At 73.6% G+C, this 22,545-nt stretch carries 16 protein-coding genes; 8 read left to right on the top strand and 8 right to left on the bottom strand.

The genetic code is table 11. From position 1 onward, the window contains the following. The first annotated feature begins 86 nt into the window (after positions 1 to 86). The 5 genes from AAFN69_RS07635 to AAFN69_RS07615 are packed head-to-tail and all read left to right on the top strand — an operon-like array spanning position 87 to position 7,494. Positions 87 to 2,882 carry a prenyltransferase/squalene oxidase repeat-containing protein gene (locus AAFN69_RS07635; protein WP_347727553.1) on the top strand — a complete coding sequence of 932 codons (2,796 nt, stop codon included), beginning with the start codon at positions 87 to 89 and terminating at the stop codon, positions 2,880 to 2,882. Further along, positions 2,879 to 3,817: a hypothetical protein gene (locus tag AAFN69_RS07630; RefSeq protein WP_347727552.1), complete on the top strand. Its 939-nt coding sequence runs from the start codon at positions 2,879 to 2,881 to the stop codon at positions 3,815 to 3,817. Before AAFN69_RS07635 ends, AAFN69_RS07630 begins: the two co-directional genes overlap by 4 nt. 4 nt (positions 3,818 to 3,821) lie before the next feature. Then, complete coding sequence (locus AAFN69_RS07625; RefSeq protein WP_347727551.1) at positions 3,822 to 5,006, top strand: energy-coupling factor transporter transmembrane component T; 1,185 nt, start codon at positions 3,822 to 3,824, stop codon at positions 5,004 to 5,006. Beyond that, positions 5,003 to 6,658, top strand: a complete 1,656-nt coding sequence (locus AAFN69_RS07620) for an ATP-binding cassette domain-containing protein (RefSeq protein ID WP_347727550.1) — start codon at positions 5,003 to 5,005, stop codon at positions 6,656 to 6,658. The genes AAFN69_RS07625 and AAFN69_RS07620 overlap by 4 nt, the downstream gene beginning before the upstream one ends. Then, positions 6,655 to 7,494 (top strand): ECF transporter S component, encoded by an 840-nt coding sequence (locus AAFN69_RS07615; protein ID WP_347727549.1) that lies wholly within the window; start codon positions 6,655 to 6,657, stop codon positions 7,492 to 7,494. The genes AAFN69_RS07620 and AAFN69_RS07615 overlap by 4 nt, the downstream gene beginning before the upstream one ends. A 181-nt stretch (positions 7,495 to 7,675) precedes the next feature. Here AAFN69_RS07615 and AAFN69_RS07610 read toward each other — a convergent pair whose 3' ends face one another. From AAFN69_RS07610 to AAFN69_RS07590, 5 genes are all read right to left on the bottom strand, one after another. Then, positions 7,676 to 8,236, bottom strand: coding sequence for a TerB family tellurite resistance protein (locus tag AAFN69_RS07610; RefSeq protein WP_347727548.1), 561 nt, complete (start codon positions 8,234 to 8,236; stop codon positions 7,676 to 7,678). A 130-nt stretch (positions 8,237 to 8,366) separates the two neighbouring features. Beyond that, the gene (locus tag AAFN69_RS07605; RefSeq protein WP_347727547.1) at positions 8,367 to 11,345 is read right to left on the bottom strand and encodes a hypothetical protein; all 2,979 of its coding nucleotides are present in this window, start codon (positions 11,343 to 11,345) and stop codon (positions 8,367 to 8,369) included. Beyond that, positions 11,346 to 13,208 carry an HSP90 family protein gene (locus tag AAFN69_RS07600; protein WP_347727546.1) on the bottom strand — a complete coding sequence of 621 codons (1,863 nt, stop codon included), beginning with the start codon at positions 13,206 to 13,208 and terminating at the stop codon, positions 11,346 to 11,348. Positions 13,209 to 13,330: 122 nt separating this feature from the next. Beyond that, positions 13,331 to 14,311, bottom strand: a complete 981-nt coding sequence (locus AAFN69_RS07595; protein ID WP_347727545.1) for a hypothetical protein — start codon at positions 14,309 to 14,311, stop codon at positions 13,331 to 13,333. A gap of 191 nt (positions 14,312 to 14,502) precedes the next feature. Continuing rightward, on the bottom strand, positions 14,503 to 16,137 hold the full coding sequence (locus tag AAFN69_RS07590) for a TerD family protein (RefSeq protein ID WP_347727544.1): 1,635 nt from the start codon (positions 16,135 to 16,137) through the stop codon (positions 14,503 to 14,505). Positions 16,138 to 17,145: 1,008 nt separating this feature from the next. Here AAFN69_RS07590 and AAFN69_RS07585 point away from each other — a divergent pair. The 3 genes from AAFN69_RS07585 (at position 17,146) to AAFN69_RS07575 (ending at position 19,788) form a co-directional block, all read left to right on the top strand. Further along, a complete protein-coding gene (locus AAFN69_RS07585) occupies positions 17,146 to 17,475 on the top strand; it encodes a TcmI family type II polyketide cyclase (RefSeq protein WP_347727543.1) in 330 nt (109 codons plus the stop codon). Between the two features lie 137 nt (positions 17,476 to 17,612). Then, a complete protein-coding gene (locus tag AAFN69_RS07580) occupies positions 17,613 to 18,554 on the top strand; it encodes an aromatase/cyclase (RefSeq protein WP_347727542.1) in 942 nt (313 codons plus the stop codon). Between the two features lie 640 nt (positions 18,555 to 19,194). Beyond that, complete coding sequence (locus AAFN69_RS07575; protein WP_347727541.1) at positions 19,195 to 19,788, top strand: NAD(P)H-dependent oxidoreductase; 594 nt, start codon at positions 19,195 to 19,197, stop codon at positions 19,786 to 19,788. A gap of 209 nt (positions 19,789 to 19,997) precedes the next feature. Here the strand turns inward: AAFN69_RS07575 and hypE are convergent, their stop codons facing one another. From hypE to AAFN69_RS07560, 3 genes are read right to left on the bottom strand one after another with little or no spacing between them, the layout of a single operon-like run. Then, positions 19,998 to 21,071 carry a hydrogenase expression/formation protein HypE gene (gene hypE / locus AAFN69_RS07570; RefSeq protein WP_347727540.1) on the bottom strand — a complete coding sequence of 358 codons (1,074 nt, stop codon included), beginning with the start codon at positions 21,069 to 21,071 and terminating at the stop codon, positions 19,998 to 20,000. Further along, a complete protein-coding gene (gene hypD / locus AAFN69_RS07565) occupies positions 21,064 to 22,206 on the bottom strand; it encodes a hydrogenase formation protein HypD (RefSeq protein WP_347727539.1) in 1,143 nt (380 codons plus the stop codon). The genes hypE and hypD overlap by 8 nt, the downstream gene beginning before the upstream one ends. Next, the gene (locus AAFN69_RS07560) at positions 22,203 to 22,517 is read right to left on the bottom strand and encodes a HypC/HybG/HupF family hydrogenase formation chaperone (protein ID WP_347727538.1); all 315 of its coding nucleotides are present in this window, start codon (positions 22,515 to 22,517) and stop codon (positions 22,203 to 22,205) included. Before AAFN69_RS07560 ends, hypD begins: the two co-directional genes overlap by 4 nt. Positions 22,518 to 22,545 lie beyond the last annotated feature (28 nt).

Raw genomic sequence — 22,545 nt, 5'->3', positions numbered from 1 at the left:
GTGGTCATCGCCGCCTGCTCATGGTCAACGGCCGTGCGGGGCGCATCGCCACGCATGCAGCCGCCCGGCAGAGACGAGGGGCCGCGGTGGGGACCGGACAGCAGACGAAACGGTGGTCGGGATCAGGACAGCGCCTGCTGTCCCTCGTGACCGCCGCATTTCTGACACTCGGTACGGGCGTGACATATTTCACGGCCTCCTCTCCGGCGAGCGCCGATCCGATCGAGCGGTGCACCCGCACCTCCGGCGCCATCGTCGCCGTGGACTTCGGTCCCTGGGGCGGTCCGGTGGTGCGCGGCTGCGACACCACCCCCACGACCGGCTACGAACTGCTCCAGTCGGGCGGTTTCGGCACGGTGGGCACCGAACACGACGGTCCGGCGTTCGTCTGCCGCATCGGCAGCGGCGCCTTCGACGCCGGGAAGAAGTACCCCACGCCGGCCGAGGACGACTGTGTCCTCACGCCTCAGGCAACCGCCTACTGGTCGTACTGGACCGCCTCGCCCGGCCAGCGGAAATGGACCTACAGCCCGCTGGGTGCCATGTCCCGCACACTCGGGCCGGGCGATGTCGACGCCTGGGTCTACGGCGGCACGGACATCGGCGGCGGCACCAAGGGCAGGCCCGCGTTCACCCCCGACGACGTCCGCGCGGAGGGCGGCGACCCGCCGGCCCCGGGCGACCCGGCCGCGCCGAACGTGCCTCCCGGTACCGTCGATCTGCCCGCCGCGAGCCGCTGGCTCACCGAGCGGCTGACCAACGGGCAGCGTGTCGTCGCCGAGGGCGACACCGCGCCGAACTACCCCGCCACCACCGAGGTCGCCTACGCGCTGGCCGCGCTCGACAACGAGAATCCCGCGGTCCGCAGGATCGCCGGCTTCCTCGGCAGACCGGAGCACACCGCCGCGTACGCCTACCCCGCCGGGAAGGACGAGGCGCCGGACGCCGGCGCCGCCGCCCGTCTCGCCCTCGTCGCCGAAGCCGCCGGCAAGGACCCCCGGGCCTTCGGCGGCCGGGATCTCCTCGGCGACCTCATGGCGAATGTCTGCCTCAGCGGCGCCGACGCGCCGCAGCCCGTCCCCGGCTGCGCGACCAAGGGCGACTTCCGCACGACCGGACAGACCGAGGGCCAGACCCTGGCCGTGATCGCGCTGCTGAGCGGCGGCGTGAAGCCGCCGGCCGACGCGGTGGCCCGGCTGGCCGGGCTCCAGTGCGACGACGGAGGATTCCCCAGCTTCCTGATCCTGGACGGCCAGGTGTGCGAGAGCGAGGCCGGGAGCACCGCGCTCGTGGCTCTCGCCCTCCAGCGGGCCGGCGGGCACACCGCGGTGGTGACCAGGGCCCGCTCCTCGCTCAAGAAGGCGCAGTTCCCGACCGGCGCCTGGCCCGCGGCGTCCTACAGCGTGCCGGGCAGCGCCCACGCCACGGGCTGGGTGGCCCAGACCCTGCGCGCCCTGGGTGACCGGGCCCATGCGAACGCGGGTGTCTCCTGGCTCTCGCGGCAGCAGCTTCCCGGGGGCGGCTTCGCCTTCGAGGAGGGCGTCACCGAGCCGCTTCTGTACGCCACCACCGCGGCCGTCATCGCCGGCGCGAAGAGCGATCTGGTGTCGCTGACCACCAGGGAACCGGCGCCGCCGACCACACCGACCAAGCCGCCCACCACACCGCCTGGTGAAGGCCCGGACCTGAGGAAGGGGTCCGCCTATCTCACCGACCACAAGCGGCTGATCCGGGGCCGCCACTACGAGTCCAGCCCCGGTTTCGCGGAGTTCGGCCTGACCATCGACGGGGCGTACGCGCTCGCCGCCACCGGTCACGACAACGCCACCCTGCGCAATATCGTCGACTTCCTCGACAAGGGCGGCGAGGACGCCGGGGGCCGCGACCTCCACGACTGGACGGGGATCGGTACGGACCACGCCGGTGGCGGGTTCATCGGGAAGGCCGCGGTGCTCGCCGAGTCCGTGGGCCGCGACCCGCGCGACTTTGGCGGGCGGGATCTGATCGCCGCGCTCGCCGAGGGCATCTGCCCGGCGGCGACCCCGGCCACCCCCAGGAAATGCGCGGCCAAGGGCAATTACACCTGGGCCACCTCCGTCTTCTCCCAGTCCCTCGGCGTCATCGCCCAGGTGAGGGCGGGCGAGACCACCGCGGCGGCCGGGCCGATCGCCTATCTGAAGAGCCTCCGGGATCCGTCGACGGGCGCCTGGCCCAGCCTCATCGGCGAGAAGAGCGAGAGCGAGGTCGACTCCACGGCGATGGCCGCGATGACCCTGGACCTGCTCCCCGACGCGGACTCGCGGGCGGCCGTGGACAAGGCCCTCGCCTGGCTGGCCGGACAGCAGCTCGCCGACGGCGGCTTCTCGGGCGCCTCCGGAAACTCGGTGAACTCCGCGGCGCTCGCCGTTCAGGGCCTGTCGCTGGACGCCGGGAAGTACGCGGGCCACCTCGTGAAGGCCCGCAAGTTCCTCGCCTCGCAGCAGAACAAGGACGGCGGCTTCAATGTCGCCAAGGGCGGACAGCCCGGATCGGACGTCCGCGCCTCCGCGCAGGCCGTCGGCGGCGCCACCGGCATCTCCTTCGGTCTGCTCACCCGTGATCTGAGCGGCACCACCCCCGAGCCGGTGCCGAGCGCCTCCCCCCGGCCCTCCCCCTCCACACCCGAGATCGTCACGCCCGGCGGGGACACCCAGGGCTCCGGATCCGCCGGGGGCCCGGGCACCACCGGGGGCCCGGACGGCGGTACGGGCGGCGGAAGTCTCGCCTCGACCGGGTCGCGGGTCATCGCTCTCGCCGGCGCGGCCGTGCTCCTGGTCCTCGGCGGCTGGGGCGCGACCCGGATCGCCCGCAGGCGCGGCGAGACCGCGGGAGGGCGGGCATGACCGGCCGCCGCGCCCCGCGCGCCCTCGCCCGTACGGCCACCGCCCTGGGGCTGACCGCGGCGGCCCTCGCCGGCACCGCCGCCCCGGCCGGGGCGGCCCCGCAGCCGATGGGGCGGTGCACCACCTCCTCCGGCGCCGTCCTCGCCGTCGACTTCAGTCACTGGGGAGGGCCCGTCTACCGCTCGTGCGGTACGACGCCCACCACCGGATACGAACTCCTCAACCAGGGCGGCTGGCGGACCACCGGTACGGGCCACGACGGGCCGGCCTTCATCTGCCGTATCGGCTACAGCGGTCACCAGGGCGGCCGGCAGTACCCCACGCCCCGGCAGGACGACTGCGTGCTGACCCCGCCGGCCTCCGCGTACTGGTCCTACTGGCATGCCGGCCCCGGCGAGGACACCTGGGAGTACAGCCAGTTGGGCGCCATGCTCCACAAGCCCGAGCCCGGCAGCGTCGATCTGTGGATCTTCGGGGCCACCAACATCGAGGGCACCCGGGGCCGGCCCACCATCACCCCCGACCAGCTCCGCGCCAGAAACACCGAGCCCATCGGCGGCGGCGAGCCGGTGCCCGAGGACACCCGGACCGCGGCGCCGCCCGCCCCGGACACCGACACCGGTCCCGCGCCGGACAGTCCGGCGCCGGCCGATCCGGCACCGCCCCCGGCGAGCACGCCCGCGAGGACACCCGCCCCCTCGGTGACCGTCTCACCGAGCCCGCCGGCGAGCCCGTCGCGGAGCGTCTCCCCGGCCCCGTCCGCGACGAGCGCTCCGGCGGTGGCCGCTCCCGGACCGAAGGTGGTGGACGCGGCGCCCGCCGCCGACGCCGAGCACGACGCGGGCTCCCATCTGCCCGCCGTCGCGACCGGTGCGCTGGTCCTGCTCATCGGCGGCGGCGCCTGGTACGCGGCCCGGCGCCGCCGCACGGAGTAGCCCCGTGCCCCTCACCGCCACGACAGCGGGCAGGCCGCCCGCGTCCGGCCTCGCGCCGGACGCGGGCGGCCGCCGTCTGCCCCGCACGCTCCACCCCGTCGCCTGGTGGATCTGGGCCCTGGCCCTCGCCACCGCCGTGAGCCGTACGAACAATCCGCTGCTGCTCTTCCTGGTTCTCGCGGTCCTCGGTTACGTCATCACCGTGCGCCGCACCGAGGCCCCCTGGGCGCGCGGTTTCAAGTACTACCTCTGGCTGGCCCTCACCGTCGTCGCGATCCGGGTGGTGTTCCGCGCGGTCTTCGCCACCGGGATCACCCCCCGCGACCACTTCGTCTTCGCCCTGCCGCACATCCCGACCCCGGACTGGTACGCGGGCATTCAGCTTGGCGGACCCGTCTCCCTGGAGGCACTGCTCTCCGCCGCCACCGACGGACTCCGGCTGGCCTGCATGCTCTGCTGCATCGGCGCCGCGAACACCCTCGCCAATCCCAAACGGGCGCTGCGGATCCTCCCCGGGGCGCTGTACGAACTCGGCGTCGCCGTCACCGTCTCCATCAGCGTGGCGCCCCAGCTGGTCCAGAGCGTGCAGCGGGTCCACCGGGCACGGCGCCTGCGCGCCGGGCGCGCCAAGGGGCTGCGCGCCCTGCGGGGCGTCATCGTCCCGGTTCTGGAGGACGCGCTGGAACGCTCCCTGCGGCTGGCCGCGGCCATGGATTCCCGCGGCTACGGCCGGGCCGGGACCGCCACCCCCCGTTCGCGCCGGACCACCGGCGCCCTGATGCTGCTCGGCATGTGCGGTCTGTGCGCAGGCGCGTACGGACTGCTCGACGCCACCGCTCCCGCCCTGCTCGGCTTTCCCGCGCTCGCGGCCGGCACGCTGCTGTGCGTGGCGGGACTCCGCATCGGCGGGCGCCGGGTCACCCGCACCACCTACCGGCCCGACCCCTGGCGGGCCGCGGAATGGGCCGTCGCCGGCTGCGGGGTCGTCTCCGCCGCGGTTCTCTTCGGCAACGCGGGATTCAACGCCGCCGAGCTCAACCCGTCCTTCCACCCCCTCGGCTGGCCCACTCTGCCGCTGATCCCGGCGGCGGCGATCCTGCTGGCGGGGGCAGCCGGATTCCTGGCCCCGCCACCGGGCCGGCCGGTCCGGCCGGCTCTTCCCGCCCAGCGCACCGAGGAACACACGTGATCGTCTTCGACCAGGTCGCCGTCCGGTACGAGGACACGGCCGAGCCCGTTCTGCGGGATGTGAACCTGACGGTGGAGGAGGGCGAACTCTGCCTCGTCGTCGGTCACACCGGCGCCGGCAAGTCGACCCTCCTCGGCGCCGTCAACGGCCTCGTGCCCCACTTCACCGGCGGCACCCTCCACGGGCGGGTGACCGTGGACGGCCGGAACACCGCCGACCGTCCCCCGCGCGAGCTCGCCGACGTCGTGGGCGTCGTCGGCCAGGATCCCCTGGACGGTTTCGTCACCGACACCGTCGAGGAGGAGCTCGCCTATGTCATGGAACAGCTGGCCGTGCCCCCGGCCACCATGCGCAAGCGGGTCGAGGAGACCCTTGATCTGCTGGGCCTCGCCGATCTGCGCCACCGGGCTCTCCACGAGCTCTCGGGCGGGCAGCAGCAGCGCGTCGCCATCGGCTCCGTCCTCACCGCCCATCCCCGTGTCCTGGTGCTGGACGAGCCCACCTCCGCCCTGGACCCGACCGCCGCGGAGGAGGTCCTCGCCGCCGTCACCCGCCTCGTCCACGATCTCGGCGTCACGGTTCTGCTCGCCGAACACCGGCTGGAGCGCGTCGTGCAGTACGCCGACCGCGTGATCCATCTCCCGGGCGACGGCCGCGTCGTGTCCGGCCCGCCCGCCGAGATCTTCCGTACGTCTTCGATCGCACCGCCCATCGTCGAACTGGGCCGTGCCGCCGGCTGGTCACCGCTCCCGCTCTCCGTCCGCGACGCCCGCCGGGCCGCGGCCCCGCTGCGCAGCCGGCTGGCCGGGGTCACTCCCCCTCCGGCGCGGCCCGCGCCCGGCGCGGACGGGCGGCGCGTGCTCACCGCGCGCGGCATCACCGTCGCCTACCAGGGCGTGCCGGCCGTCAGGGAGGTGGACCTCGATCTGCGCGGCGGGGAGATCACCGCCCTGATGGGCCGCAACGGCTCCGGCAAGTCCTCCCTGCTCTGGGCCCTCCAGGGGTCCGGGCCCCGCAAGGCGGGATCCGTCGCCGTGCACCAGCCCGGCGATCCGGCGACACTCGACCCCCGGAAGCTCCCGGCGGCGCGGGCGCGGCGGCTCGTCGGGCTGGTGCCGCAGACGCCCACCGATCTGCTCTACCTGGAGAGCGTGAAACAGGAACTCGACCAGGCGGACTCGGAGTCCGCGGTGGTGGCCGGCGGAGTCCCGGCCCGCACCATCCTGGACCGGCTCGCACCGGGCATCCCCGGCACCACCCACCCCCGCGACCTGTCCGAGGGCCAGAAGCTCGCCCTCGTCCTGGCGATCCAGCTCGCCGCCGCGCCCCGGGTGGTGCTTCTCGACGAACCCACGCGCGGTCTCGACTACCGGGCCAAGGGCGAGCTGATCGGCATCGTGGACGCTCTCGCCGCCGAGGGGAGGTCCGTCGTCGTCTCCACCCACGACGTGGAGTTCGCCGCCCGTGCCGCCGACCGGGTCGTGGTCATGGCGGAGGGGGACATCGTGGCCGACGGTCCCACGGCCGAGGTCATCGTCGCCTCCCCGGTCTTCGCCCCGCAGACCGCGAAGATCCTCTCCCCGCTGCCCTTCCTCACGGTGAACCAGCTGGCCGCCGTGGTCGAAGCCGGCGGAACGGACCCGGAGTCGTGAGCGGGACCGGCGCGGCGATCCGTATCCGTGCCCGGGCCGGGATCGTCATCGCCATGGCGGCCTTCCTCGGCGTCGTCGCGTTCTTCTGGCCGTTTCTGGTGGCTCCGGGCACGTTCGGCTCGAACTACGCCCCGCCGCTGATCTTCGGTGTGCTGCTGGTGGTCGTGCTCTGCGTGGTGATCTCCGAGATCGCCGAGGGGGGCATCGATGCGAAGGCCCTCGCCATGCTGGGTGTTCTCTCGGCGGTCAACGCCGCGATCCGCCCCCTCGGCGCGGGCACCGCCGGCATCGAGACGGTGTTCTTCATCCTGGTCCTGGCCGGCCGGGTGTTCGGACCCGGCTTCGGCTTCACCCTCGGCTGTACGTCGCTCTTCGCCTCCGCCCTCATCACGGGCGGGGTCGGGCCCTGGATGCCGTACCAGATGTTCGGCTGCGCCTTCGTCGGCATGCTCGCGGGCTTTCTGCCGAAGGCCGCGGGGCGCCGGGAGATCGCCCTGCTCGCGGTGTACGGCTCGCTCTCCGGCTATCTCTTCGGATTCCTGCTGAATCTCTCCTTCTGGCCGTTCTCGCTCGACCCGAACAGCTCCATCGCCTACCTTCCGGGGCTGCCGTTCACCGAGCAGTTCCAGCGCTACATCGCCTTCGACCTGGCGACCTCACTGGGCTGGGACACCGGCCGCGCCGTCACCAACTTCATCTGCATCACCCTGGCCGGCCCGGCGGTCCTCACCGTCTTCCGCCGCGCCGCCCGCCGGGCCCGCTTCCAGGCCCCGGTCCACTTCGGCCCCGGCACGCTCCCCGGGGACGACTCCGCGCCCCGGGGAGAGGCGCGCTGAGGCGGCCCGGTGCGCCGGGGCGGCCGGGGCGATGGCCGCGACCGCCCCGCCGGCCCGGGAGGCTCCACCGGGCGGCGGGCGTGGCGTCGTCCCGCTCACCGGACCGGGCGGCCGATCCGCCCGGGTCTCCCGGCGGCACCGCCGCCGGGAGACCCGGGATCCGGACAACCCGGCACCGGTGTCAGAGACCGAACTCCTGCGGGGAGACGCCGAGCGCCGCGCACACCTCGCGCAGTACCTGCTCCTCGGCCGGGGAGATGTAGCCGTCCGCTCCGGCGACGACGAAGCCGGTCTGGACGACCGCCCTGGCCTCCGCCGGCTTCTTCGCAGCCTTGGCGATCTCCTGCATGACCTCGGTCCTGCCCTGCTGGAAATTGAACGCGAGCTGGTCGACGTGCTTGTTGAAGCGCTGCCGCAGCTGCTCCGGCGGGAAGTTCTGCAGGACGTCGTTCTGCAGGATGAGCGATTCGACGTGCTGCCGCTCGGCGGGGTCGACGGATCCGTCGGCCGCCGCGACCAGGGCGCACACCGCCATGCTGGCGTCCCGGTAGGCGCCGCTCTTCAGCTCCGTCTTGAGCGAGCCGAGCTGGGACTTGAGCAGGCCCACGAGCTGGGCCTTCGGTCCACCGCCCGCGGTGCCCGAACCCGGGTGCGGGCGGCCGTGGCCGCCGGGGCTCCGCGCTCCCTGTGACTGCTGCTGCAGACCCTTCGCCTGGTCCTTGATCCGGTCCCACATCGCCATTCGTGCCACCTCGGCTACCCGTTCACCTGTCCGCGTGCGTACCGACGCGTTCCTGGTGTGAACGCCTGCCCGCTCCCCGAAGTTCCATGACCGGCGGAGCCGGGCCGGCCCGGCTCCGCCCCGGTCCCGGTCAGGCCCCGGATCGCGACAGATACTCCTGCCGCAGGGCGTTGAGGGTGTCGGCGGCCTCCGGGAGGCCGGCCTTGCGGCAGCGTGCCGCCGCCGTGGTCAGCCGGGCGACGGCCTCGTCGTACCGGCCGAGGCCGTTCGCCTCGATCAGGGCGGCCATCCGGACGGCCTCGGCGCGCGGCGCCTCGCCCGCCTCACCGCCCCGCGCGTGGGCGACGACGGCGGCCTCCGCCTCGGCCAGTGCCGCCGGGAAGCGTTCCGCCTCCGCCAGGACCCGGGCGCGGCGGTAGTGGACCGTGCCCTGCTCGTACCAGACGGCGAAGTCCTCCGCGCCGTCCGGGACCGAGGCCCGGACCTCGTCGGCCCGCGCCAGGTGGGCCAGGGCGGTGTCCAGCCCCTCGGTTTCCCGGGCCGCCATGGTCAGACGCGCGAACTCGCACATCATCTGCGTGATCAGGGCCGGATTCGGTGCGACCTCGTGCGCCGCGACGGCGCGCGCGTACGCCGCGTCCGCCGCCTCCCAGCGGTCGGCCATCGCGAGGGTGACGGCCGCCTCCGCCGCCACCAGGGTCTGGACCGCGCGGTCGTCCTCCCAGGTGCTGACGGTCTCGGCCAGCCGCAGGAACTCCTCGGCCGCGGGCAGGTGTTCCTCCAGCTCCCGCAGGCCGCGCGCGAGATTCAGCCGGGCCTGGGCGAGGAGACGCTCGTCGAGCGGGCCGGCGGCCCCGTCGGACACCACCGACTCCAGGACGGCCACGGCGTCGGCCCCCCGGCCGCCGCGCGCCAGGACATCGGCGAGCTGGAGCCGCGCGTCGGCGGCTTCGTGGTGGGCCTCGTCGCGGTCGAACCGCGCGGCGGCCTCGGCGAGATGGCGCACCGCGCCGGCGGAGTCCCCGGTGTGCGCGGCGGCGTGCCCGAGCAGGGCGTACACCGGGGCGAACATGAACTCCGGGTCGTTGTACCGGACCGCGTCGGAGACGGCCCGGTGCAGCAGCTCGGCCGCCTCCGCCGGCTCGTCCCCGGCCAGCAGCACCCGGGCGAGCAGCACGCGGGGGCGGGACCCTCGCCAGGGCCGTGCGGACGCCTCCACATCCTTCAGGGCCGCGCGCAGCTCCTTCTCGGCGCGTCCGGCGTCGCCCCTTCGGGCGGCCAGGTCCGCGACCAGCTCGCGGGCGTTGGAGACCTGGTGGGGGACGGAGAGCCGGCCCGCCTCGGTCCGCAGCGCGAGGACGCACTCCTCGAACCACTCCGTCGCGGGGCCGGACGGCTCGGCCGGCCGCAGGGCCTCGTGGTAGGCGGCGAGGGCACGGCAGTACAGCACGGCGAGATACTCCCGTATCCGCGCCTCCCCCACCGGGGCCCCGGCCAGGCCCTCGCCCTCGGCGGGGTTCCCGCCCGTGAACGGGGCCCGCTCCTTGAGGTGTTCCGCCTCGGTCAGGATCTGGTCGAGACCGGTGCGGATCGCCTCCGGGGAGGGGCGCTCCCCGGCGTCCGTGCCGTCGCCGTGGTCGTCTGCCGTCCAGGCGAGTGCGCAGGCGCGTGCCGAGAGGGCATGCCACTCCATCCCGAGCCCCGCGAACAGCTCGGCGGCCCGGTTCAGCTCGGCCGCGCTCTCCGCCCCGCGGCACTCCCGGGCGAGCAGATGGGCGCGCTGCTCGGCGAGCTCCGCGTGCAGCAGATCCTCGGGACCGGGCAGGCCGTCGTGCGGAAGGGCGCCGCCGGCCACGCGTTCGGCGACCCGGGCCCAGATCCCGGCGGCGCCGGGATGCCCGGTGAACTCCACCCGCCGTGCCTCGCGCACCAGGTCGGCGAAGTCCACGGGAAGGCCGGGCCCGGTGGCCGCCGGGGCGGCCGGGACCGGGACCGCGCGGGTGACGGAGGTCCGCAGTCCGAGCGGCAGCGGCTCGTCGGCGAGCGGGCGCCGCGCGAGGCGCGCCCGGCGGAGATCGCCGATCGCGGTGGTGCCGTTGCGCGTGTCGAAGGCGCTGGCGAGCCGGTCCGCGTCGGCGCGGACCCGGGCGAGGAGTTCGCCCGCGGTCCAGTTCCGGCCGGGCGGGCCGGCGACGGCGGTGCCGGTGTGTCCGTCCCGGGCGAGAGCGGCGAGGAGCACCTCGGCACCGGTGAGGAAGTGCAGGTGGGCCAGGGGCGCGCCGGTCGCCTCGAAGAGCGGCCGGTTCTCCGCCAGGATCTCCAGCCCGCGGCCCTCATTGCGGGAGAGGGCGCAGAATTCGAGATGCAGGCCGACCTCCTCCTGCATTCCGGTCTTGCCGCGCACCCGCCGGTAGCCGGTGAGGTGGTGGGAGCGGGCCTCGTCCTCGCGGCCGGTCCGCAGCAGCGGCAGCAGGGCGCACGCCTGGCTCATCTGCGGTTCCTCGGTGCACTCCATGGTCCCGTCGAGAACCGGCCGCCAGCTCAGCAGGGCTCCGGCGTCGTCGCCCGCCGCCATCCGGTGCAGGGCGAGATACCGGGTCTCGCATGCCCGGCAGTCGCTCAGCTCGGTGCGGGGCCGGGTGGCCCAGAGGTCGTGGGCGTCGTCGGCGTCCGTGCCGGTGTGGGCCGCGACCTGATAGCGCATCGCCGCCACCGGCTGCATGCCCTGGCCGGCCTTCTCGTAGAAGGCGCGCATCCGGTCGATCCAGCCGTGGACGGTGGCCAGTGGCACCTCCGGCACCTGGAGCAGGGACATCGCCACCCATTTGAAGCGCCAGTGGACCTGATGGGCCTCCCACTCGCTGAAGGCCCCGGGGGCGGTCTCCCAGAGTCTGAGCACCCGGGCGAAGACCACCGGCGACTTGCGGTGCTCGCCGGTGAACTCGTACGCGGCCATCAGCTCCAGCAGGGCCGTGACGAGGACATCGGGCTCGTCGAAGGGCTCGGCCGCCTCGACGAGCTCCTCGGCGGTGATGGTGCGCGGGAGTCCGTGGGGGCGGTCGTCGTTCTCGCGCAGCGCCTCGATCACGGCCTCGGGGGTGTCCAGCATCTACAGTTCCTTCCGGGGCTCGGAGCCGGGTGCCGCCGTGCCGGGGTGGTGCATGGCGTGGGTGAGCAGGCCGATGAAGGCCCGGTTGAGCAGGGCGCTCTCGCTCGCCCGGAGCGGGCGGCGGCTGAGCAGCAGGGCCTGGCCGTAGAGGGCCTCGGCGGTGGTGACGGCGAGTCCGCGCTCGGTGATCGTGATCGCCTGGCGGACCAGCGGGTTGAGGTGGTTGAGGACGAGCTGGGCGCGCGGGGTCTCATGGCGCAGCGACCCGAGGATGTCGGCCCACAGGCCGTCGCTGTCGGCGGCCAGACCGGACCGGGTCCGCTCGTGGCGTGCCTCCCGGTTGTCCAGCAGCAGTACGGGGGCGGTGAGCGGCTGGAAGTCGCGCAGGACGACATCGCAGTCGTGGGCGCCGATCGTCTCCCGGGCGACCGCGAGGAAGCCGGCCGCGCGCAGCTCGGCGGTCGGGTCCACGGCGTCGAGATGGGCGGTGACGGTGGCCGGGTCGAGGTCGATGACGGTGGTGCCGGGGCGGATCTCGGGCAGCCGGTGCACCAGGTCGCGATCGTAGGTGTAGCCGCCGTTGACGACGCCCAGTCCGGCGGCCGAGGCGATGGGGGCGACCTGGCGGAACTCCTCGACGCTGCGGGTGACCAGCAGGGTCTGGTGTGTTCTGGCGAACTCCTCCAGCGTGACATTGCCGTCGGTGGTCTCGAAGGGCAGCCAGGGCAGTACGACGCGCAGCAGCTCGTCGTCGTGGCGGGCGAGCGCCTTGACCGCGAGATGGTGGGTGTCGATGAAGCGGTGCAGCAGGGCGGGGTCGCTCGCGGCGAGTGCGGTGAGCCAGTCGCGGATCCGGTCGCCGAGGGCGTCGCGTACGGCGGAGAGGGTGCCGTCCTCGTACAGCGCCTCCCGGGACGCGGTCGGCCGCAGGCTGGTGGTGTCGACCACACAGCGCACGAAGAACGCCCACTCGGGGAGCAGTTCGGGGGCCTTGTCAGTGAGCAGCATGCCCTTGAGGTGCACCCGGTGCCCGGCGCGCTGTGCCGGGCTCACGGCGGTGGGAAGGACATAGGCGACGCCGCGCAGCCCGGCCGCCGGGAGGTCGAGGTCGATGGTGTCGAGCGGGGTGAAGCCGAAGAGTTCGCGGCAGTACGCGGTGAGCGCCTCCCGGCGGGCCAGCGGGGAGCGGTGGGTCAGCTCCCACGGGGGCGCCTCGTTGACCCGCCGGCTCTCGCCACCCGGTCCGGTGACGGTGATCTCGTGCCGCAGCAGGCCGCCGTAGTGCCGGGCCAGGGAGACGACCCGGTCCGGGCTCGTCCACTCGGCGTTGTCGGCGCGCGGGGTGAGCCGGACGGTGGTGCCGGGCTCGGGTACGGCCGAGGCGGGCAGGGTGCGGATGGTGTACCGGCCGTCGCTGTGGCCGCGCCACTCGACGGCGGGTGCCGCCGGGTCGGCCGCGGACCTGCTGAGGACGGTGATCTCGTCGGCCACGACGAAGCAGGCGAGCAGGCCGATGCCGAACTGGCCGATGAAGTCGCCGCGGGCGGCGTCGAGACCCGCGCCGTCCAGGGCGCCCTCGGCGGTGCGCTTGGAGCTGCGCCCGATGGTGGCGAGGAAGCGGTGGACATCGGCCTCGGTCAGCCCGATGCCGTTGTCGGTGACGGTGAGGGTGTCGCCGGTGCGCACCGTGATGGTGCCGGGCGCGCCGGGTGCCAGTGCCTGCCGGGCGGTGATGGCGTCCGCGGCGTTCTGGAGCAGTTCGCGCAGATAGACGCGGGGGCTGGAGTAGAGGTGGTGGGAGAGCAGGTCGACCAGGCCGCGCAGGTCGACCTGGAAGGTGTGAGCGGTCTCGGGGTTGGACACCTGGCGAAGTCTTTCCGTGGGCGCGCCGGCGGCGCGGGCGGGCGGGGGTGCGGAGTACGGAGGAGGCGCGGCGGGGGGGGGGCGCGGCCGGCGGGCGCCGGGCCGTGGGCCCGGGCGCCGCGTCAGTTCCGGCGGCCGGCCGCCGAGCGCTGCTTCCGATAGGCCGCGACGGGGGCCTCGTGGTCCAGGTAAGTCCAGGGGGACTCGGTGACCCGGCCCTCGGTGGCCTCGAAGCACTCCCGTGCGGAGGCGGTGTCCCCGGCCAGGGAGAAGGCCATGGCGAAGGAGTTGAGGACCTGGAGCCACAGGCCCTCGCGGACGAAGTCCGGGTGCCGGTAGGAGTGGTCGGCGGCCTCCCGCAGCGAGAGTCTCACCTCGGAGCGGCGCATGTACGCGGCGTCCGGTCCCGCGTCGAGGGAGAGCCACTGCTCGATGTGCGCGTGCGCGACGAGCTCGCCCAGCGGTGTGCCGCCCGGAGCGGCGAAGGCGGACTCCCGCGCGAAGGCGTGCATCTCCTCGTGCGATCCGCCCCATTTGGCACAGATCTGCTGCAACTGCTGGTGGTGCGCTCCCCTGTGGTGCGGGGCGCGCCGGACGACCGCCTCGAACCGGCGCCGTGCCACGGCCTGGCCGACCTGGAGACCGCGGCCGGTGACCTGGAGTCCGTACCAGGGTGAAATCCATCGCGGTTCGCGCTCGGCCGCCTCGTACAGCCACTGCTCGGCGAGCCGCAGGCGGGCGTGGAAGAGGTCGAACTGTTCACGTGAGACATGCTGGGCGCCGGCGCTGGTGCGGGCCTCCCAGCCCCAGCTGATGTGGCGGATGCCCGCCACGAGCCGGGGCAGTGCCGCTTCGGGTTCCGCTTCGAGGATCCCGGGGATCCACTTCTCCACTCCGGCGGTGTCGGCGACCGCCCAGAGCAGCGCGATCCGACCCTCGCTCTCGGGGCGCGCTTCGAGCACCTCCCGCACGGTCGTCCAGTCGGCCGCGGCGGCGGCCTCCTTCAGGCGCCGGATGTCCGGATCGGAGTCCTTGTGCATCCGCGCGACGGGCCGGCCCGTCACTTTCCCCAGCGTGAGCCCCCACTCCCGGAGCAACGCCATGTCCCACCCCTTGCTGTGTCCGAACGGGAGGGGCGGTGATCACTCCCCCCGTGGGAACAGTGAGTATCACGCGGGATCGAAAATCGCACATTTGATTTAGTTGAGTGGATCGCGCCGATGTCACCCCATCCGGCCCCCGGCTTCACCGGCGGCGCCGGACGGACGCGGCGGTCCGTCCGGCCTGTCGGCGTTCACCCCACGTCGACGCCGTGGGCCCGGGCCAGGGCGTCGAGCCCCTCCGCCCAGCCCTGGCCGATGGCGCGCAGTTTCCACACGGGCCGGCCGTCCCGGCTGTGCCGGTAGAGCTCGGCGACGACCATGGCGCGCACATCGGGATCGCCCGGCGGCTGGAACGCCCAGCCGGCTCCGGTGCCGCACTCCATGCGCAGCGCGGCCCGGGTGAGAGCGCCGCAGGTGAGGCCCGAGTCGACGTTCATGTTGACGGCCACGGCGATCCGCCGGACCCGCGCGGGCAGGGCGGCGAGCTGGACGGACGCGCTCTCGGCCGTGTCCGGACCCTCCGGGTGGCGGCCCAGCAGCCGGACCGCGCCGGCCGCCGCCGAGGGCTGGTTGTAGAAGACGAAGTCCTCGTCGCCCGCGACCCGTCCCTCGCCATCGGTCAGAAAGAGGGTCAGATCGGCGTCGGCGCCGCCGAACGCGAAGGTGATCAGCAGCCCCTGCCACGCCTCCTCGGGAAGCGTCAGGGTCTGCCCGGGTACCAGGGACACGGGGGTCCGGCGCTCCATGACCACCGTGGCGGCCGTCGGTGAGGCGATGACGCGCTCCCGCCACTGCGCGAAGGGCATGATCCAGTACGGGTCGGCGGTACGCTCGCGCTCGCTGTCCGGGGCGCCGTCGCGCAGCCCGATGTTGAGACCGGCCAGGGTGGAGCCGCCGGAGTCCGGCTCGTCCCGGACGTGGTCGAGCAGATCCCGGAGGCCGGGCAGCCGGCGGGTGTTGAGGGGTTTGACCGTGCTGGAGATGTTGCCGGCGGCGGTCCTGCGGACCGAGCAGAGCACATCCTCGCCGATGTCCAGGAACCGCAGCGCGTCGTCGGGGCCGTGCCAGGTGGTGTTCTCGACGGCCCGGCGGGTCCAGCGTCCGTACGCGACGACACCGAGCCGGCGGGTCTCGGGCATCCGGGTCAGTACGGCCAGATTGACGGCGGTGATGCCCGGGGCGGTCGCGAAGCCCTCCTTGAGGGTGGCGATGACATGGGACCCCATGACGGTGAGCCACCACTCGGTGAGCTCGCGCTTGTTGAGGTCCTTCAGCGCCGGGCGGCCGTCCGGGGTGAGCGCGGGGGCCTGCGCGGGAAGGGAGTCGATGTCCGGCTGGCGCATCACCACGGACATCACCGAGCCCTCCACCCCGACGGCGCACCCTGCGGCCGGGTTGTCGGCGAACGCGGCGTTCACCGCGTCGCAGACGGTCTCCTCGTCATTGCCGGTCAGCGCCTGCCACCACTGCCCGGCTTCCGACATCAGCTCCTCGCGCGCACCGCTCAGCCGGGCCCGCTGGTCGGCGAGATAGGCGGGCGCGTCCTCCTCCGCCCGTTCCTTGGCCGCCGCCCGCTCGGTGCGGCTGAACATCCCGATGCCGCGCAGATGGAACGCCAGGGCCTCGGCCCGCGCCCACTCCGGCCCGAGCTCCGGCGGCCCGGGCACCAGCGGCGGGCGGGCCGGCGGGAAGGTCTGTACGTGGACATGGGTCATCCGCTGCCGCAGCTGCTGGAGCTCGACGATCGCCGCCTCCCGCTGTGCGTCGCGCTCCGCGCGCTCGGCCTCCCGCCGCGCCCTGTCCAGATCCCCGGCGGACGGCGCCACGGCGCGGACCGGGGGCGTGCGCCGGGTGGTGGTGGCCGGGCGCGCGGCTGCCGGAGGCGCGGCGGGGCGCGCGGGGGGCGGCGCCGGCGCCGCCCGGAAGGGCCCCGCGGCGGGCCGGGGGAACCCGCTCCCCGCCCCGGCCCGGGCCACCCGCGATCCCACGGACACCCGCACCCCGCGGGCCGACACCCGCACACTCATTCCCGGCACACCGACACGAAATCCGAACCCCATGGTGGCCTCCCTCCCTGGCGGGAGTCTGTCACCACCCGGGCCCGGAGCGGAAAACCCGGACCGCCGGAGCCTTCGGGGCGGCGCCGGCACACCCGGCTTTGCCCTCGCCTGACACGGGGCCGAGCCTTCCCCGAGACTCCGCGCATCGCCTGACACGGCGTGACAGAGATTTGCCACCCCGCCGGTTGAACCCGCCGGCCGCGGCGAAGAAGAATATTCACCACATCCGATCAATTGCACGAAATGCCGTTCCCGTCGGGCGGACGACGGCCGGCCGTGCCGCTGTCCGGCGCCATGAGCTCCCGAGCCGGACCCGCCCGCGGTTCCGGATCACGGGCGCCCGCCGTGCACCCGCCCGCCGGGGTGATCCGGCGTCACTCAGGAACCGTCCGAGGAGAGGTTCATGGACGCTGCCGTGAACATCGCGGGTGCCGGGCCCGCCGGGCCGATCCCGGAGCGGCCCGCCGAAGGCTCTCCGCAGGCCGCCGGGGCGGTGCCGCACTCCGTCACCGGGCCCGGCCGGCGCGGTGGATCGCCGATCCGGGGCCGCGGAGTGCTCCCGCTCACCGGCTCCGCCGAGGCCGGCGCATGCGCGGACCGGCGGCCGTGCCGACCGGCCACCACGATCCCCCGATGGCCCCGGAGCACCGGTTCCGCGCTCCCGGCACCGGTCCGCGCTCCCTGCCGGGTGCGGCACTGCGCCGCACCCGGGCCGTACGCACCCCCCTTCGGATCCGCCCCCGGCCGCCCCAACCCCTGGAAGAGAGAAGTGACATGGACAGCAAGCTGATCGTGGCCCGTATGAACGTTCTGTCCAGCATCATCGTGGCCAAGACCTTCGCCGAGTTCGACGCGACCGAACTGCCGGGGCGCACGGCCACCTCGCGCCGTCAGCTCTTCGCCTACCACGGCCTGTATCTGCACCTCCAGGACTTCGGCACCGGGGACGGCGGCGCGGTGATCGAGGCGGGCGAGGGCGACCCGGGGTTCGCCGGGATCAGTGAGGATCTCCGGCCGCACATCGCCGCGTACAACCCGGCGGCCCGGCTGTCCTCCGCCGACTCGGTGGCCACCTGCTTCTACGACTGGACCGCGTCGTCCTGACAGACCGGCAGGACGGGTACCGGCCGCGGACACGACCGCCGCACGAGCGGCCGGTACCACCCTTTCCCCGGGCCGCGCTCCGCCGGCCCCGAACCGCCCCGCCCCACCCCGAACCGTCCCGGAAGGACAGTCACCCCATGACCAAGGAAGTCGAGCACGAGATCACCGTGGCCGCCCCCGCCCGCGAGGTGTACCGCCTCATCGCCGAGGTGGAGAACTGGCCGCTGATCTTCCCGCCCACCGTGTACGTCGACCATGTCGAGCGGGGCACGAACGAGGAGCGCATACGGATCTGGGCGACGGCCAACGAGACCGTCAAGAACTGGACCTCGCGCCGCACCCTGGACCCGGAGGCCCTGCGCATCACCTTCCGCCAGGAGGTCTCGGCACCGCCGGTCGCGGCCATGGGCGGCACCTGGATCATCGAGCCCGTGAGCGAGCGGGAGTCCCGGATCCGGCTGCTGCACGACTACCGGGCCATCGACGACGACCCCGAGGGGCTGCGGTGGATCGACGAGGCCGTCGACCGCAACTCCCGTTCGGAGCTGGCCGCGCTCAAGGCCAATGTCGAACTGGCCGCCGCCAATGAGGAAGTGACCTTCTCCTTCGAGGACACCGTCGAGATCGACGGCTCGGCGAAGGATGTGTACGACTTCATCAACGAGGCCGACAAGTGGGAGGAGCGGCTGCCGCATGTGGCCGTCGTCCGTCTCGACGAGGTCTCCCCCGGGCTCCAGAGCCTGGAGATGGACACCCGCGCCAAGGACGGCTCCACCCACACCACCAAGTCGTACCGGGTGACCTTCCCGGACCGGAAGATCGCGTACAAGCAGGTCACGCTCCCCGCGCTGATGACCCTGCACACCGGCCGCTGGACCTTCACCGAGAACGGGGCCCGGGTCACCGCCACCTCGCAGCACACGGTCGTGCTCAACACCGCGAACATCACGCGGGTGCTGGGTGCGGACGCGACGGTCGCGCAGGCGCGGGAGTACGTCCGCACCGCGCTGTCCACCAACAGCAGCGCCACCCTCGCGCACGCCAAGAAGTTCGCCGAGTCCCGCGCCGCGCGGAACTGACGGTCCGGACGGCCGCCGGCCGCACCCGGGAGGGCCGCGGCCGGCGGCGGGGCGGCCGGCCCGGCGCTCGCGGGCGCGCCGCGTCCCGGCGGGGCGGAGACGGTGGTCCCGGAGCTGCCGCCGGCTCCGCCCGGTGGTGGCTGGTTCCCATGGGCCGGCGCCGTCCGAAAAAGATCGGCGGACACGTCACCGACCGGGAATTGACGCTTTCTTGAAGTTCTCGCCGCGATTTGCAGTTCTTCACAGAGACCTGAAAGAGATCCACTTGAATTCCGCGCGCCACTGGAAGAATCTGGTGACGGCTTCAACCAATGCGCTTCTGGCGCGACTTGCCGATATGAGGCCAGGGAAAGAAATGTCCGTCATGGAGCGGGCGGACCGTGCTCACCAGCACGGTGTCCGCCCTCTCCGGTGACGTGCGCGGGGGAGACGAGTATCCCGGCGGGAGGCACCGAACCACCGGGCCCACCGGCCGGCGGCACGGCCCGACGAAGAGCACGGACCGGACGGACCGCGTACCCGACGCGGCGGCAATCGGGTATCCGGAATCGCTTGAAACACCACGGCAGAGAATTGCCGGCTGCACGGGGGATCGCATGTCGCGACCACGTGTGCGCATCACCACAGGGAAAGGTTCACCATGCCCGAGAATCCACTCAAGCTGGCCATCGTCATCGGCAGCGTACGAGGCGGCCGATTCGGCCCCACCGTGGCGAACTGGTTCGCCGAGCAGGCGAAGAAGCACGGTGATTACACGGTCGATCTGATCGACCTGGCGGACTTCCCGCTGCCGGTCGAGATGCCCGCGTACGGCGAGGAGCCCCCGGCCGAGGTCACCTCGGTCCAGGAACGGCTCTCCGCGAGGCTCCATGACGCGGACGCCTTCGCCGTGGTCACCCCGGAGTACAACCACACCGTGCCGGGATCGCTGAAGAACGCGATCGACTGGTTCATGGAGGAGTGGATCACCAAGCCGGTGGCCCTGGTCTCCTACGGCGGCATGGGCGGCGGTCTGCGCGCCGCGGAGCATCTGCGCCAGATCTTCGCCGAGGTGCACGCCACCACGGTGCGCGACATGCTCAGCTTCCACAACGCCTGGACCGCGTTCGAGAAGGACGGCGTCGCGGTGAGCCCGGAGGGCAGCGAGGCCGCCGCCAAGAATCTGCTCGACCAGCTCAGCTGGTGGGCCGAGGCGCTGCGCGAGGCCCGCGCGGCACGGCCGTACCAGCCCTGACCGGCCCATCGGCCCCGGCGGGCGGCCCCGGATCCCCGGTGGCGCCCGCCGGGGCCGTTCCGCGCCGGGGGACGCCCGGCGCGGAGGACCGGACCGGCGGGGCACCGGCTCTGCCGGGTACGGGGCGGTGCGCGCGCCGTACCCGGGCCGGCGGGGGGCTCGTACCCGGCCGCGGATCCGATGTGCGGTGCGCGACCGCCCCCGGCCGGTCAGCAGATCCTCGGGAGCTGCTCGCCGATCGGCAGGTCGACCACCCGGGTACCCCCGAGTCCGGTGCGGGCCACCACCATGCCGGGGTGGCTCTCCACCGCCTCGCCGATGACCGCCGCGCGGGCGCCCAGCGGGTGCGCGCGCATCGCGTCCAGGACCGCGTCGGCGTGTTCGCGGGGGACGAAGGCGACCAGCTTGCCCTCATTGGCCACATAGAACGGGTCGAGGCCGAGGATGGCGCAGGCGTTGGCCACGGCCGGCGGGACGGGGACATCGTCCTCCCGGATCAGCACTCCGGTGCCGGAGCCCGCCGCGATCTCGTTGAGGGCGGCGGCCAGCCCGCCCCTGGTGGGGTCGCGCAGCACATGGAGTTCGGGGGTGACCGCCAGCATGGTCTCCACGAGACCGCCCAGGGCCGCGCAGTCGCTCTCGATCTCCACCCCGAACTCCAGGCCCTCCCGCACACTCATGACGGCCACTCCGTGCAGGCCGATCTCACCGCTGACGATGACGGCGTCGCCCGGACGGACCCGCTGGGGGCGGAGGTCGACCCCCGGCGGGATGAGGCCGATCCCGGAGGTGTTGATGAAGATGCCGTCCCCGTGGCCCGCCTCGACGACCTTGGTGTCACCCGTCACCACCTCGACACCGGCGGTCCTGGCGGCCTCGCCGAGCGCCCCGGCGGCGCGGGCGACCGCGGCGATCTCGACACCCTCCTCCAGGATGAACCCGCAGGAGAGATAGGCGGCGCGGGCCCCGCTCATCGCGAGGTCGTTGACGGTGCCGTTGACGGCGAGGTCGCCGATGGTGCCGCCGGGGAAGAAGAGGGGCCGCACCACGAAGGTGTCGGTGGAGAAGGCCAGGCGGGCGCCGCCGAGGGTGATCTCTGCGCTGTCGCCGAGGCCGGCGAGGACCGGGCCGCCGTACGCGGGGGCGAAGACGTGCCGGACCAGTTCGGCGGAGAGCGCTCCCCCGCCGCCGTGGCCCATGACCACCCTGGGGTGATCGCGCAGCGGCGCCGGGCAGGTCCACTGCGCCGGGTCCGGGAGTACTCGGCCGGGGGATTCAGGCACCGGGGATCGCCTCCAGGGGTACGGTCCGGGCGGCCGGTCCGGCCGGGATGTCCAGCCGCCGGTAGAGGTGGTAGGCGGCGCAGGCGCCCTCGCTGGAGACCATGGTGGCGCCGAGCGGGGTGCGGGGGGTGCAGACGGTGCCGAAGGCCGGGCACTCGTTCGGCTTCAGCAGCCCCTGGAGCACCTCGCCGCTGCGGCACTCGGCGGGTTCCCGGGTGTCGATGCCGGTGACGGAGAAACGGTGCTCGGCGTCGTACTCCCGGTAGCGGGGGGAGAGCCGCCAGCCGCTGCCGGGGATGACGCCGATACCGCGCCAGGCCCGGTCGGTGACCTCGAAGACATCCTCCAGCATGGCGCGGGCGGCCGGGTTGCCGCCGGGGCGGACGGCGCGCGGATAGGCGTTCTCCACCCGGTGTTCGCCGCGCTCCAGCTGGCGCACGGTGCGGCGGATGCCCTCCAGGATGTCCAGCGGTTCGAATCCGGTGACCACGATCGGCACCCGGTACCGGTCGGCGAGTGCGGGGTACTCGCCGGTGCCCATCACACTGCAGACATGTCCGGCGGCGAGGAACGCCTGGACCCGGCAGCGCGGGGACTCCATGATCGCCTCGATGGCCGGGGGCACCAGGACATGGGAGACCAGCAGGCTGAAGTTGGGAATGCCGAGCCGGTGCGCCTGATGGACCGTCATCGCGTTCGGGGGTGCGGTGGTCTCGAAGCCGATGCCGAAGAACACCACCTCGCGATCGGGGTTCTCGCGGGCGATCCGCAGGGCGTCGAGCGGGGAGTAGACCACCCGGACGTCGCCGCCCTCGCTCCGCACCCGGAAGAGGTCCCGGCCGGTGCCGGGGACCCGGAGCATGTCGCCGAAGGAGCAGAAGACCACTCCGGGCCGGGAGGCGATCTCCAGGGCCTTGTCGATGACTTCGAGCGGGGTGACGCAGACGGGACAGCCGGGGCCGTGGATCAGCTCGACCTCGTCGGGCAGGAGCTGGTCGATGCCGTGCCGGATGATGGTGTGGGTCTGGCCCCCGCAGACCTCCATCAGGGCCCAGGGCCGGGTCACCTCGGCGCGGATGTCGTCGAGCAGCCGGCGGGCGAGCTCCGGGTCGCGGAATTCGTCGGTGTACTTCACCGCGCGGCCTCCTTCGGGTCGCCGTCCGCCGCCGGGCGGCCCGCCTCCCGGGCGGCCTGTTCCCAGGGATCGCCGAACTCCTCCTGGAGCATCCCGAGGGAGGCGAAGAGCTCCAGGGTCCGCCGGGCCGACTCCTCGTCGAGCCGCTGGAGGGCGAACCCGACATGCACGATGGCGTACTCGCCGACCGTCAGATCGGGCAGATACTCCAGGCAGACCTCCTTGACCACGCCGCCGAAGTCGACGGTGGCCATGCGGGTGCCGTCGCGTTCCTCGATCTCCATCACTCTCCCGGGTACCGCCAGGCACATGGGGCTCTTCTCCTCGCTGTGGTGGTGC

This window comes from Streptomyces sp. CAU 1734, assembly GCF_039888735.1.
Taxonomy (GTDB): Bacteria; Actinomycetota; Actinomycetes; order Streptomycetales; family Streptomycetaceae; genus Streptomyces.
Note: the sequence above shows the minus strand (reverse complement) of the source record. Positions and strands in the feature narration are given on the sequence as shown.

What these genes read in the sequence shown, in the direction of transcription:
- AAFN69_RS07630 (WP_347727552.1), top strand. Translation starts at nt 2,879, where the DNA reads ATGACCGGCCGCCGCGCCCCGCGCGCCCTCGCCCGTACGGCCACCGCC.
- AAFN69_RS07610 (WP_347727548.1), bottom strand. Translation starts at nt 8,236, where the DNA reads ATGGCGATGTGGGACCGGATCAAGGACCAGGCGAAGGGTCTGCAGCAG.
- AAFN69_RS07605 (WP_347727547.1), bottom strand. Translation starts at nt 11,345, where the DNA reads ATGCTGGACACCCCCGAGGCCGTGATCGAGGCGCTGCGCGAGAACGAC.
- AAFN69_RS07595 (WP_347727545.1), bottom strand. Translation starts at nt 14,311, where the DNA reads ATGGCGTTGCTCCGGGAGTGGGGGCTCACGCTGGGGAAAGTGACGGGC.
- AAFN69_RS07585 (WP_347727543.1), top strand. Translation starts at nt 17,146, where the DNA reads ATGGACAGCAAGCTGATCGTGGCCCGTATGAACGTTCTGTCCAGCATC.
- AAFN69_RS07580 (WP_347727542.1), top strand. Translation starts at nt 17,613, where the DNA reads ATGACCAAGGAAGTCGAGCACGAGATCACCGTGGCCGCCCCCGCCCGC.
- AAFN69_RS07575 (WP_347727541.1), top strand. Translation starts at nt 19,195, where the DNA reads ATGCCCGAGAATCCACTCAAGCTGGCCATCGTCATCGGCAGCGTACGA.
- AAFN69_RS07560 (WP_347727538.1), bottom strand. Translation starts at nt 22,517, where the DNA reads ATGTGCCTGGCGGTACCCGGGAGAGTGATGGAGATCGAGGAACGCGAC.